6 protein-coding genes are annotated in these 13,719 nt (G+C 61.1%); 3 read left to right on the plus strand and 3 right to left on the minus strand.

From position 1 onward, the window contains the following. Nucleotides 1–42: 42 nt before the first annotated feature. Nucleotides 43–3,717, minus strand: a complete 3,675-nt coding sequence (pglX, locus tag ABFX55_RS40570; RefSeq protein ID WP_346128673.1) for a BREX-2 system adenine-specific DNA-methyltransferase PglX — start codon at nt 3,715–3,717, stop codon at nt 43–45. Next, nucleotides 3,714–7,913 (minus strand): BREX system serine/threonine kinase PglW, encoded by a 4,200-nt coding sequence (pglW, locus tag ABFX55_RS40575; protein WP_346128674.1) that lies wholly within the window; start codon nt 7,911–7,913, stop codon nt 3,714–3,716. The genes pglX and pglW overlap by 4 nt, the downstream gene beginning before the upstream one ends. Nucleotides 7,914–8,173: 260 nt before the next feature. Here pglW and ABFX55_RS40580 point away from each other — a divergent pair, with 260 nt between their 5' ends. Next, nucleotides 8,174–10,018 carry a GmrSD restriction endonuclease domain-containing protein gene (locus ABFX55_RS40580; protein ID WP_346128675.1) on the plus strand — a complete coding sequence of 615 codons (1,845 nt, stop codon included), beginning with the start codon at nt 8,174–8,176 and terminating at the stop codon, nt 10,016–10,018. Continuing rightward, nucleotides 10,015–10,989: a CBS domain-containing anti-phage protein gene (locus ABFX55_RS40585; protein ID WP_346128676.1), complete on the plus strand. Its 975-nt coding sequence runs from the start codon at nt 10,015–10,017 to the stop codon at nt 10,987–10,989. The genes ABFX55_RS40580 and ABFX55_RS40585 overlap by 4 nt, the downstream gene beginning before the upstream one ends. 43 nt (nt 10,990–11,032) lie before the next feature. Here ABFX55_RS40585 and ABFX55_RS40590 read toward each other — a convergent pair whose 3' ends face one another. Continuing rightward, nucleotides 11,033–11,719, minus strand: coding sequence for a hypothetical protein (locus ABFX55_RS40590; RefSeq protein WP_346128678.1), 687 nt, complete (start codon nt 11,717–11,719; stop codon nt 11,033–11,035). Nucleotides 11,720–12,267: 548 nt separating this feature from the next. Between ABFX55_RS40590 and ABFX55_RS40595 the strand changes: the two genes are divergently transcribed. Then, a complete protein-coding gene (locus ABFX55_RS40595) occupies nt 12,268–13,701 on the plus strand; it encodes a tetratricopeptide repeat protein (RefSeq protein ID WP_346128679.1) in 1,434 nt (477 codons plus the stop codon). Nucleotides 13,702–13,719: the final 18 nt, after the last annotated feature.

Genomic DNA, 13,719 nt, shown 5'->3' on the forward strand with positions numbered 1-13,719 from the left:
CGCGGTTGTCTAACGTACGCGTGGCGTGGTTCTAGGCCCGGCCTATTTGCGGTTCGAACGGCTCCGGCCTGCCGCCTTGGGTCGCCACGCGGTCAGTTCCTCATCCGTCAGTTTCAGCTCCCGCTGCTGCTCCTCCAGATACTCGGCATACCCTGCAGCCGGAATGCGGCCCTCCGCGTCGCGCTCGCCGTGCCACTGCCACACCCACGGCATGACCTCGGCCAGACCCGCCACCAGCGGCGCGAGCCGGTCCCGATCCCAGCCGTCGCCGAATCGCCGCTCTTCGATCAACGTGTAGAGCGCCTGAGCCTGCTCAAGGTGGTTCCATCCGGCCCAGCCGAGCAGCAGCGACCCGTCGGTATCGGGCGATGCGAGCGGATAGGAGATAAACCGCTCCTTAGGCACGTCCAGCTTGCCGCGATTGCGCCAGTAGGAGGCTTTGAGGAAGTCCCCCGAGCTGTACTTATCCGGCACGTCGATGTCGAGCCTCAGCCCCGTCCGGTCCTCCTCGCGTTGCAGCTCCCAGGTCTGCTCCCACCGCGCCCGCTTGATCAGTCCGGATTCTTTGTAGCGGAGCTGGGCGAGATGCGGCACATGCTCGGCATTGACGATGTCCGCGATCACATCGACTAGTTTCGCGTCGTCGCCCGCATAAAGCCGAGCCACTGCCACGACATCCGTGCCGTCGAAGGCGTTGGTGAGTCTGTCCGCTAGTCGGTAGACCGTCATCGGCTTGGGCTGCTCTCCACCCGAACCATCTGGCGCGAACCAGAACGACCGCTCTTCACATCGATCCAGCAGCCAATCCCTGAGAGCAGCCTGCTCCTTCTTCTTCCACGACTCGCTTGCCCAACGCCGTTTGCATTCCGGCCGTTCGATCAGTGCCAGGTCCCGCCGCCGCTCGATCGCCTCGATTCGCTTCTCTACGACCCCTCGATACGCTAGAGGCCAATGGGCAGGAACCTCCGTGATCGGGGTTGACCCATGCCGAGCGAACCACGCGGACTCTCCTTCACCCAGAGCGATCTTTCGCGCTAGGGCGATCTCAAAAGCCCGCTCGCCGAGATTCAGGACGGGCACGATTTCCGCTGCCGCTATCAGCTCGGCAGCTTCGCTCGCGTCGAGTAGCCCATAGAGCCGGTACGCCTCCCAGTCCAGCTCCTCCTGCATTGCGATCATTTGCCCTCGGATGCGAGCCTGCTCGGCTTGTGCGGCGTCCAATCGTTCCCAGTTGGGTATCGCTTCCGCAACCACGATGGCTGGTTCAGTTGAGGCGTAGCGCTGAGCGAGAAGGTCCAATTCGCGCCCAAATGCCAGAGGGAGCTCGTTCGGAAGCGGGAAGTCTTTGAGTTTATTTCCCGTAAATTCGTAGAAGCGCTCCCACTCCTGAGACTTAAATCCTTCATTGACTCCCTGTGATCCCTTATCATGACTCACCTGCTTGAGCCAAAAGCATGCTATGGAGCTATTGAGCACACCAATTAGTGACAAGTGAGCATTTTCGTTTTGGTTCTTAAGCTTGATCATTGGGGCAGTGCGATTGAACAAGCAACCCAGGCGATCATAGGCAAAATGGTTATGTGTGGAGACAAAGGCAAATGTGATCGCTGAAGACGTGGTCAATTTGCTGGAATAGTTCTCCAGGTGGACATACCACGGCCTGCCCTGTTCTTCGATCGTGGCGCCGAAGATCATCCGTTGGCGCAACATAGCGCGGGCGGGCCAAAGGGATCTTGTAACCAGGCTTGAGGTATTTGGGAGAGGCTGTGAGTTATCGGGAATCTCATAAGGATTTCGCACAAAAACATACTGAGTGACCTGATAGTCGCGAACGGCATCGCCCACAACGAGGGGTCTGACCACGCGTTCCTCGCCGAGACGGCGGGCGGTGGCTAGGTTGGGGAGAAAATATAGATCGTCCGCTCCAGTTGCGGTTGTCCTGCCTACACTGTCGGCAATGTCATATATGCGGCGGTTCGCTGCTCTGGCAATCTTCGTCTGAAGGGCTGTTGCACCGCCGCCGCCAAGATTCCAGGGAAAGGTAGATAGTTCACTGCGAGGAAGGTCGACAACGGAGACCCATTGGCTCTCGCTTCCGGGATGATCAAGTTGCCGGGTGATCGCCTGCCAAACCTTGCCATTGGCTGCATTCTCGGGCTGGCCGGGCTCGCCCTGGATGCCCATGACAGTACGAATAACGTCACGCGTCAGCTGCGCCTGATTGCGGCCGAAGAGTATGACTGTCGGAGTACCATGCCCTGGAATGTAGGCGCCCGAGGTGTCAATTACGTGGGTGAGTTGTGGTGAGCGTAGAGGATCGGCTCCGGAAAGATATTCCTCAATGAATTTCTTACCAAACTCCCTCTTCATGAAGGAGTTTGCGGTTATCTGGCCAACGTAGCCGCCATTGCGATGGTCACCTCCAGCCCGTTTTGCTAGCCGAAAAAAGCGTGCTGCGAACGGCACTGAGAGCGCGTACTGACCTGAACAGACATAGTGATAGCTGTCGCGATAGTTCGCGTTTTCCTGCTTATCTCTGACTGTAATGTATGGCGGATTTCCCACGACGGCGTGATAGCTGTGTGTGCCGAGAATGTTACATTCCCGCACGTATTCGAGAACATCCTCGGTCCGATAGGTAAATACGTCAGGGTTGGTGGCTCTGCCAGGAATCTCGAAGCCGGTGATCTCGTCATTCCGGATCGGCCCACTCCGGCCGTGAAGGAGAGAGTCGCCGACAGCAACATTGATGGCGAAGTCCCCGCGGAGGTCGGCGAGCCTTTTGATTTCTCCGGCGTCCATGGCGGCAAGGAGGAGGCGAAAGCGGGCAATGGCTGCGGCCGAGGCGTTCTTGTCCACCCCGTGCACCGAGTTGAGTGATCGAGCGATCACCTCCCAGCGGCCAGCTCCTGAAGCCTTTCGTTCCCACTCGGCGAGGAGTCGGTGAAACGCGCCGAGCAGGAAGTGGCCGGAACCGCAAGTCGGATCAATTAGGCGGAACTTTCCGTCGAGGAAGTCATCTGCGAACTCTTCCAGGGCCGGGTCAAGCGTGTAGTCGAGGATGAACTCCTCGACGAACTGAGGTGTCTGCCGAAGTGCGTAGGTGTCCTTGGCATGCTGCGAGAGATCCTCATAGAGGTCCCCGAGGAATCGAGTGTTCCAGGTGGGGTCAGTGAAGTCGTGGCGGATTTCGCCAGTCTCGTCAGTCTCGCGCCAGAATGCCAGCAGTCGCTTCGCTGCCTCGTGTGACGGGGTGATCGTCCACATAGGGTTGTGTGCTCTGTCGAACAGGCCGGCAGTTGCCCTGGTCACTGCAAGTGCGTCGAATGATCGTTCGATCCAGCCTCGGTCGGTTGGATCGTCGGCAGTGTTCCAGTATTCCTCTTGGAGTTCCTTCGCCACGTCCAAACGAGAGCCGTGTTCCTTCGCAACGCGTCCCGCGAGGTAAGGATGTTCGAGGAGGCCGTTGTCCTCACAGAACCGGACGAACACCGTGCCGAGTACCCAGGCGACAGCAGCTTGTGTGACGCGGTCGTCGAGCCAAGAGTTCTTAAGCCCCGTCTCGTACGGCACCGCCGTACGAGACACATCACGGGCCGATTGCCATTCCCCACGGAGGGTCTCGTCGAACTCGCCCGCAGCCCGCGCGTGAAGATCTTCTTCGAGCTCACGAACCTGAAGCTTCAAATCCCGAACGAGAGCAAGGCGGTCGATCAAGAGACTCTCCTGAGGCGGTCTGCGCGTGCGAAACCCGGCGGTATGGCGATGTGCTCAGCGTCACCGGGCATGACACCGATGCCGTGGCCCTCAAGGGTAGGCGGTCTCTTGGGGTCGCTCATCGGGCAGAGAAGCCAGAGTCCGCGGGGATTCGCAGCAGACTGCCGCGCTCTGGACGCCAGCCGAGCAATGAGTTCGGGGCCGCCGGTGTAACGGGCAAGGGGAGTGGCATCGGTGAGCAGAGCAACGCCCTCGATGGAGTGGATCAGTTGCTCCAAACGGCGCAGCGCCTCCGTGACCATGATGCCGAAGCCAGCGCGGGCGTCTGGAGCAGCGTGATCTACGTCCGCATCCACCACAACGCTCCAATCGGGCCATCCCTGCCCGTCTCGGATTGCATGCAGCTGACGCATGAACTCTGCCGTCACGTTCACTGGAGTCACCTCCGGGTGTGCGTGCAGGGCGTTTCGTACGGCGACGGCCTCGCTAACGCCAGCCTTCAGCACCAGGAAGCCGCCATTCTCGGCGGCAACGTCGAGCCGCTGCCAGGTCTCGTCCCGGGAGGGCCCGCCGTACCCAGTGGCAGGGAATGTTCCGGATCCAGGACTCCGCATGAGGCTTCCGGTTCGAGTGCCGTCAGGCAGTACGTACCGACCGTCGACGACCTGGACGGCGTAGCCCATCTTCGCCAACAGAGGCCGGAGTTCGGCAGCCTCAGGAGGCATGGCAAGTTCGGGGAACCTGGCGAGAACCCGCTCGACAAGCTGCTCGGGAGTAAGACCTGGCTCGCCCAAGTAGCCCACTACCTGAGCGAGGTGCAGCGCACGCTCAGGGTCAAGGTCGCGGGGATACAGCTCCAGACGTGGTGAGACCGCGGCAGTCCTGGATGCAGCACCGGCGAGTGCGACCAGCCCGGTATCCGAGAGTGACACCATGTCCTGTGGCTTCTTGACGCCACGCAGCCCAGCCAGAACACTCACTGTCCCAGGTAGAGGATTGCGCGTGACGAGAAGCTCCGCACGCTCGCCAAGCTTCACGGCATATTCGAGCAGCTCGGCCTCGCTGGGTGCGTCCTTATCCTCTCCGGCGGAGATCGCGACCAACATGCGATCGGGGAGGTTTCCGTCAGTCTCACGGCGGCGCTTCTTCAACCTGGGGTTTTCGAGCTTTTCCTCGGTTTCGATCGCCGCGCGGACACAAGCTGCTGCGTGCGCGAGCCGTACAGCCTCGTCTTCGAGATTGGATCCGCGGCGGGCCAGGAGGGCGACGGCCACCTGTCCCACCTCCATGACTCGCCCGCTCTCCCGGAGGATCTCAGCCACGTCCTTGCGCAGAGCGGTCGTCACGCGAACGGACTTCGCCCAACGCTCACGGGTCTCCGAAAGGACGTTCGAGACGTACGCTCGGTCGAGCCCGGCGAATTCAGCGATCTTCTGTGCGGTGGACCAGGGTGCTAGAGCCGGGAGCGTGTCATCTATGGGCAATCGAAGCGCGAGCCGGACGACATTGACTCGTCCCTCGCTCCGCGCGGTGAGCTTGGGGACGAGCTGCTCTGCTGCCTCTTCAACTGTCAGGTGAGCCAAGTCATGCTCAACGACAGGTGTCGATCCTGGGGCAGGCTGGAGTAGACCGAGGCTACGCCGCCATTGACGGGCGCGCCTTACCAGCTCGTTTTTAGGACCAAGGCCGACGCCTCGTAGACGCATAATCTGCGGCGCGGGGATTCGGATCAGCTCTCCGACAGTACCGACTTCGAGCTGGTGCAGCGCGACGGATTGGGCCCGCTCAGTCAGTCCAGCCGCTTGTACGGGGGTGTCGAGCCGCGCGACTAGTGCCGCAGCCTCGCGGATCTCGGTGGGATCGTCGTTCGTCGCTTGGACGGTGTCCGGCGTGGTTAGCGGCGTGCTCTTATCGAGGTCTCGGAAGACGTCAGACCAGCCACGGCGCAGAGCTCGGAGGTCGGGGAAGCGCTTGGCAACATCCCGGTGGAGTGCTTTTTCGAAGAAGGGAACCAACCGGTCCCGGAGGACGGGGTTGAAGGCGGCCTCCGCGAGCTGTGGCGTCTCTTCCTGCAGCATGCCGGGCTCAGTCGCACCGTCACCCCAACTGGGGAGCTCGCCCGCGGCCATGTTGTGCAGCGTGACGGCAGCCGCGTACCACTCGGCGTGCTTGTCGAAGTACGGCCTGCGGTCTTCGCCGAGGAACGGGTCGAGGTAGGGAGGAGTTCCAGCCCGGGTGGCGCTCCCTGAGGCGTCTGCAAGTGAGAAGTCAAACAGCACGAGGCGGCGTGCCTTCTTGGTCAGCTCCTTGACACCAATATTCTCCGGCTTGATATCGCGGTGCCAGACGCCCTCTCCTTCGAGATAGACCAGGGCGTCCAGAAGGTGATCGCCGAGGCCTTCTAGCTCGTCCAGGCCTAGGCGCCCCTCGTGGCGTAGATGTTCGGCGAGGGTGCGTTCTCCGGCACGATCGAGGACGATGAGGGTCCGGTTGGCGATTTCCTGCGGGCCGTCGATGAGCCGGACGATGTGCGAATCGCGGAGCTGACGCAGCTGGTTGGCTTCGCGGATGAGGCGGGCCGCACTGGAGTCGCTGAGTGCGACCTTCAGGACCTCGCCGGTCGTGGTGAGGAAGGCGCGGGCGGTGGAGCCCTTGCCGAGAACCTTCTGCACCGTCCAACGGCCGATGACGCTGCCTCGCACGGCTTCCAACGGATCTGCATCGGGTTCGCCTGGTTCGGTTACTTCAGCCTCGACCACATCCAGACGCTCAAGGAACTGCCGTACCGTCTCGAATCGGTCAACGGCCTGCGTATGGGTTGCGCTGCGGACCAGATCGTCCATGCTCGGCGTGATGGCATCGCTTACAGCACTGGGCACAAGGGCGAGTTCGCTCGTGAGGCGGGTGGCGAGCCCAGCCCGATCCTGCGCAGGCGGCTGGCCGGTCAAGATCAGGTGACTGAGCGCTCCGAGACCGAAGATGTCGAGAAGTACGCTATCGGCGTCAGCCGTACCGAACTCGGGCGCGAGATAGGGCGCTGCTGACAGCTCGACATGCTGGGCGAGCGAGGTGCCGTCGCTGCCAAGCAGCGTGGCGGTCTGCGGGCGGGATGCTGCCTGCCAATCGGCAATCATCAATCGCGGGAATCGGCCGTCCATCGCTACCCAAACGCACCGGGCGGCCAGAGCGCGGTGATAGAGGTGCCGACGGTGCGCGTGGTCGATCGCCTCGGCGAGCTGGCGGATCATCTCCACACGGGTTTCCAGCGCAAGGGTGTCACCTTGGGCAGCCATCAGGTGGTCCAGCCGCTGCCAGTCCTTGCCGTGCTTGAAGACTATGGATGGGCCAGCGTCATGCTCGTCACTGAACAGGTCAGCTGTGACGATCCCATCATGATTGATCCCCCGCAGGGCGAGGTATTCACGATGAGCCGCGCGGCGAGTGGAGTTTCGGGCTTCCTCAGTGGCACCAAGTTCGGAGAGGTACACGCGGACGCGCCGCGGCTCGTCGTCGGGCATCGCGCTGTTGGTGGCGAGGAAGTCGGTCCAGGTTGGGCCAGTGTCGAAGGAGCGTCGGTTGAGCTGGTAGGGGCCGATCTTGTAACGCTTACGCAGGCCGGCGACACCGATGTGAGCCAGCAGGCGATGCAGGTCCCTAGAAATCTGGGGCGTTACCCCGCCCCTGCCACGGTGTAGGCCATCCCAGATGCCGGGCAGTTCACTCTGCTCCGTGAGCCCTTGACGGCCGTAGACCTTGACCTTCTGAATGTCGTCGAACCGGCACTCCAGGTTGGGGGCCGACAGAAAGACAGCAGGCTCGATCCAAGGGATCGTCAGCTTCAGCTTGAGGTCGCGCGCAGCTTGCTCCAGGCGGCCCTTGAGCTCCTTGGCCTTCTGATCGGTGAAGTGGAGTGGGTTGTCGATCGTCCTGATTCGCTCGTCACGGAAGATCCATTTGGCGCCTTCGTTGACGGCTTTGCCGGGATGGCTCTTGATCTCAACCAGGAAGAGGCCACTCGGGGTGGCGATGAACAGGTCGACTTCGCGGACGTGGCCGAACTGGCCTGTGAAGGTGAACGTGCTCCAGGCGCGGTAGGGATCCTTGTCGGGCATGAGGTCGCGGATGTGCTTGAGCGCGTCCTCTTCCCACTGGAAGTCAGACCTGTGCCCTACCCATCGTCCCGGCCCCGCGCTCATTCCACTCCGCTCTTCTCCCTGACCAGCCCAATCTCATTGGCATCTTGCCAGCTTCCGTCGCCGTCGGCGCAGCGACACCTCCGGCTGAGCCGACATATCACCACAGACGTGACGAAATGCAACTGGCGGTAAACGAGTTGTGACCATTCTGCAAGCTGGGCGCATTGAACACCCATGAATGTCGGGGAATGGTACAGGCGGCACCATGTCCAGAGGCTAGAGTCTTTGATCAACGTTGGCGGCTACGCCTGAGGAGCGTCATGCCCTTCCAGAACCCGAGCTACCCCCTCGGCGAGTTGCTGACCATGGTTGCCGACGGAAAGGTTCAGCTTCCAGACTTTCAGCGGCCATGGAAGTGGGATGACGAGCGGATCAGGTCTCTGTTGGCCACCGTGACCATGGACTACCCGTTGGGCGTCATGATGACCTTGGAAACTGGCGGGACCGGCGCCAGATTCAAGCCGCGCCCGCTAGCTGGGGTGATCCTGGAGGAAAATCGGGAGCCCGACGAGTTGCTGATGGACGGGCAACAGCGGATGACGTCCCTCTATCAGGCGCTCAAGTCCGGCAAACCCGTTGAAACCATGGATGCGCGGAAGAAGAAGTTGCGCCGTTGGTACTACATCAACATCGAGGCGGCGATCTCACCGGATGGCGACCGCGAGGAGGCGGTGATCTCCGTACCGGTCGACCGGATGGTCCGAGACGACTTCGGGCGCGGCGTCGCTCTTGACCTCAGCACGGAGGAACAAGAGTGTTCGTCGGGGTACTTCCCGCTGCGCTACGTCTTCGACATCGGTGCCACTCAGCGGTGGATGTGGGAGTACGCCTCAGACGATGCGCGTCGGGAAAGGTGGAGGGCCTTCACCGAGACCGTTTTGGTCAACGTTGCCCAGTATCAGGTTCCGATGATCAAACTTACGAAGACAACCCCCAAAGAGGCGGTTTGTCTGGTCTTTGAGAAGGTCAACACAGGGGGCGTGCCCCTTAACGTGTTCGAGCTGCTTACCGCGACGTACGCGGGCGATCGGGTCTATTCTCGCGATCATGACCATGACTTCCAGTTGGTTGAGCACTGGGAGAAGACACTTGAAGAGTTGTCTGTGCATCCGGTCTTCAACGGCTCCGATCGGAGTGAGCGGCTCGCCAGCAGTGACTTCCTGCAGGCAGTCTGCCTTCTCGCCACTCACCATCGGAAGCGAGGTAGCGGAGACCCCTTCGTCGCCCCCGCAGCGAGCTGCAAACGCAAGGACATCCTTGAGCTGCTTCTAGCGGACTACCTCACTTGGGCGCCACAGGTTGTCGAGGCACTGCACTGGACCGCGCGCTTCCTGAACAGCCAGGGTGTCTTCGCCTATCGCGATTTGCCCTACCGTACCCAACTCGTCCCGCTCGCAGCCATCAGAACTCTCCTCGGCTCGGAGACCGACCAGCCTGAGATCCTGGACAAGATCACACGCTGGTACTGGTGCGGCGTCCTTGGGGAGCAGTACAGCGGAGCCCTGGAGAGCCGATTCCCGCGCGACCTTGAGCAGGTCGCTGGTTGGGTACGTGGCGGCAAGGAACCGCAATCGGTGACCTCGGCAACCTTCCGCGCGGCTCGACTGGATACCCTCCTTAGCCGCAACAGCGCGGCCTACAAGGGGGTGTACGCACTTGTACTTCGGCAAGGCTGTTACGACTGGACGCACAGCAAGGACATCATCGACGCGACCATCTTCGAGGAACAGCAGGTCGACGTCGTGCGGATCTTCCCCAAGGCCTGGTGCGAGAAGAACGGCATCCCGGCGGATCGCAAAAACAGCATCGTGAACAAGACCCCGCTGACCAGCCACACTGCCCGGCTGATTGGGGCACGCGCGCCGAGCGTCTATATGAGGGCGCTGGAGACCGAGACCGGCTTGCCCGGAAACTGGCTCGACGATGCCGTGGGCACCCACCTGATCGATCCCGCTGACCTGCGGGCAGGGGACTTCAAGCGCTTCTACGCAACCCGCCACAGGGAGTTGGTCGCGCTGATCGAAGACGCTATGGGTCGTCTCACTATCCCGGCTGAGGCGGCGCCCGAAAGCACCTCCGACTACCAGGATCAGGGGGCGGCGTGAGTGACAAGCTGAAGCAGTTCCTGGACGATGCCGCCTCGGAGCCGATCCACCTCACGGTCCGCGACCTACTGGACAAATGGGATTTCAAGATTCGGAATTTCACCACGGTCCCACGTGTCGCGGCCGACCTCGCCAGAGCCGGCCTGAAATGCGAACCTGCATTCGACGATGTCAGCATGACGACATCCGTATGCGTATCGTCCAAGACGTTAGCTGTAGATGAGGAGCAGATCGAAGATTCGGTGGAGCTACTCTTCCCGCAAGCTGCTCTCCTCATCAAGGACATCCCCTCAGCCAACCATGAGGTGATGTCTATCCCTCCGGATGCCACGCTGGCACAGGCACATGCTGTGATGATGGATCACGGGTACTCGCAGCTCCCCGTCATTACCAATGACGGACGTCTCGTCGGTACCGTCAGCTGGGAACGGATTGGCCATATCCGTGTAGGGTCTCCGACCGCCGAGCTGAGCACGGTGATTGATCGTGATCCAAACGTCGTCAAGCTCAACGACGACCTGCTCAAGAAGATCCCAATGATCTACGACGCCGGCTTCGCGCTCGTCCGCGAGCAAAGTGATGAGATCTGCGGGATTGTTACCACGGCTGACCTGACCGAGCAGTTTCGTCTGCTCGCAGAGCCGTTCTTCCTCGTCGGCGAGATCGAGAAGCGGCTGCGCCGGTGCATCGGGAGGGCCTTCTCCGTCGAGGACCTTCAGTGCGTCGGAGGGAGGATCACCTCGGTAAACAGCATGACCTTCGGGCAGTACGTTCGCTTCCTTCGCATGCCCGGCATCTGGCCGCAGCTCCATTGGCACATTGACTGCACCCTCTTCACCGAACGGCTCGATCAGGTCCGTATGGTCCGTAACGAAATCATGCACTTTCGCCCCAACCCACTGACCCCTGCACAGCGCGATCGCCTGCGTAACTTCACCTCCTGGATGCACAGCCTCGATCCACAACGTTGACAATCGACCGAGGCTGAGGGCGAGGACGAAGTTCGCTATTCGGTCAGGATGTCTCACCAAGCTCCATGATTTCCACTTCTTCGAACAGTGACTCGAAGGTGGCTTCACCCGTTTTTTGGTCGACGGCGATAGTGGTGATCAGGCTTTCTCCGTGGAGTTGGCTATCCCATACGGTCTCTACTGGAACCTCTCCGTTCTCACGCACCCCAGTCGCTGACGCTTGGACATGTCTGCGATCGACATGATCTAGCATCTGTTGAGCGATATTTCCATTGGTTTCGATTCCGGATTCGGATTTGAGCTCTAGGCTCGCGGAATCCAGGCGCATTTCTGTTATGAGCTGATCAGTTTCGGATCCCCCTTCACTGCTTGACGGAGGAGTGAATCTAACGCTCAGGCGGATAATTTTGTCGACTGTTTTTCTCCACTCCTCGAACGATTTCTCTTTTGCTGGAGGGGCTATTTCCCACTGTTCGTCCATCTGCTCGCGGAGAATTGCGCGAAGAGCTCCCGTGAATGAAGCGACTCGTATTACGGGTGATCTCACCTGGAAGACTGCGGCGAAATCGGAGAGACGGATCACGAAAGGCGATGCGGCGCCAGCGGGAAGGATTTCTGGCACAAAGTCCAACTGTTCGTCGTCCCAATGGTCTATGCCCATCTCGGTTTCGCAACCGAGGCGTCCACGTATATAGCCTTTGGGAGTATCGACGCCGCCTATTCGCCACATGCGCCGGTACCAGACAGTGCGGGTTCCTGATTGCAGGACGCTGAGTAGTCGTTCGGCCGGTGTGTCGAAGAGGCTTGGTTGCGCCGGTGGCACTATCCGGACACGGGCAACCCGTCCTATAGCTCGAGACGGCATTCCGGAACTGTATGTCACGCCCGCAGGCATGTCTCGTATTGCGGAGGTGATTGTTTCCTGTCGTATGCTCGACTGGAGATCTATATTGCAGATTCCAGATAGCCGAAATTCCGTGGGAAGGGCTGGTCCAGTAGATGTCCAAGGGGGTCGTCCGCAACCTGCTACCAGCTTGTTCTCCAAGTTGCTATAACTCTATGAGTTAAAGATGAGTATGTGGCGATGTTTTGAGCTGTCCCGGCGGTCGGCGCCCGAAACCTTTCACACGTTCGGATCGAAGGCTCCCGGGGCGAACGCCGGCACACGGTCGGCGTTCACCCCCGAGACTCAGGCCTACGAAGTGAAGTCAGCCCTGCTGGTGGCGTAGTCACCCTTGACTGGCCACACGATGTCAATGCACCGGATATCGTCGGGACATGGCTGATGCGCTACCGCTCCGCATTTTTCTGGCCTCGCCCGGCGATCTCCCGGACGAGCGGGAAAGTGTTCGCGCCTGTGTCGACGAGCACAACGCTCGTTGCAGAGGCGAGAGCAACGTGACCTACGAAATCGTCGGCTGGGAGCGCGCGCGAGGAACTGCCCGGCGACCGCAGGAGGCAATCAACGAACTCATTGGGGAGAGCCACTTCCTGGTTGCGTTGTTCAAGGGATCTTGGGGTAGCGAGTCGGGCGGTCCATGGGGATACACGTCCGGTAGCGAAGAGGAACTGTTCACGGGCCTGCTTGAGCTCGGCCGCGCCGAGCAGCCGATGCGGGATGTGTGGGTGGCCTTCCTCGATCATCCTTCGCCCGCCGAGCGGATCGTGAAGCTCCGAGAGCAGATGTCCCGGCACCACGCGATGATGTACGAGTCCATTGCGGACATGCGCGACCTCAAGACGAAGCTAACTGAGCGTCTTGAGGCATGGAAAGCCCTGGCCGGATCGAAGATTCCTAGGCACGTCGACCTGCTGCCGTCGTCAGGAAAAGACGTCTTGCGGGCTGCGAACCTGCGCCTGCGCGGTGAGAAGTTAATCGACCTCGGTCAGGCTGAGGCGGGACGGGCAAACCTCCGAGAGGCAGCCGCGATGGGCGGTCCGGCCGAACATTTGGCCTACGCCCGGTCCCTGGCTCGCTACGGTGAACTCGACGAGGCTTACGCCGCGACGCAGCGCGCCATCGAACACTTCATCAGTACAGCCTCGCACCTGCACTCACCGCTCGCAGCCGAAGCCTTCGCTGCCCAGGCCGGGGTGCTGCGCAGGCAGGGACGCGACGTCGATGCAATAGGACGGCTCGACCAGGCATTGACCCTTCTCAACGAGAATGACGCCTATGCACAGAAAGTCCGCTGTCGGATCCTTGACGACCTCGGCCTTGCGCACCAGCGAATCGGCGACCTGGAGCCAGCTCGGCGCGCCTTCCAAAAGGCTCTCGATTCAAGGCGCAGCTCGGAAGACCATCTGGACGTGTGCCAGTCTCTTGTTAATCTGGCAAGGCTTGAGGTTGGCGTGGGAGACTTAGAGACTGCGGCTTCCCATGCGGACGAAGTAGTCTCGACTCTACGTGGCACACCACCGTCGGCACTACATGCCAATGCCGAGGTGTTGGCCGCGCAGGTACGCCTCCGCCAAGGCCGGCCTGAAGAGGGCGTGCCATATGCCGAGCGCGCTTTGTCTTTAAACCGGCAGATCGCGAGCAGGCGGGGGGAGGCCATCTCCCTGCTCCTGCTTGCGCAGTGCTGCCGCGCGGCCGATATGGGACGCAAGGCGGGAGAGCACGCGCGCGCCTGTCTTGAAGTGAACAGGGCGATGGGGAACAAGGAGGGTGAGCAGCGAGCCCAGTGGCTTCTCGATCAGCTGGACGAGTGACCGAGCGCTGGTTCGCCC

The organism is Nonomuraea roseola, assembly GCF_039535395.1.
GTDB classification, from domain to species: Bacteria; Actinomycetota; Actinomycetes; order Streptosporangiales; family Streptosporangiaceae; genus Nonomuraea; species Nonomuraea roseola.

Bases quoted from the DNA above. Each gene is read 5' to 3' on its own strand.
- pglW (WP_346128674.1), bottom strand. From the start codon at position 7,913: ATGAGCGCGGGGCCGGGACGATGGGTAGGGCACAGGTCTGACTTCCAG.
- ABFX55_RS40590 (WP_346128678.1), bottom strand. From the start codon at position 11,719: ATGTGGCGAATAGGCGGCGTCGATACTCCCAAAGGCTATATACGTGGA.
- ABFX55_RS40580 (WP_346128675.1), top strand. From the start codon at position 8,174: ATGCCCTTCCAGAACCCGAGCTACCCCCTCGGCGAGTTGCTGACCATG.
- ABFX55_RS40595 (WP_346128679.1), top strand. From the start codon at position 12,268: ATGGCTGATGCGCTACCGCTCCGCATTTTTCTGGCCTCGCCCGGCGAT.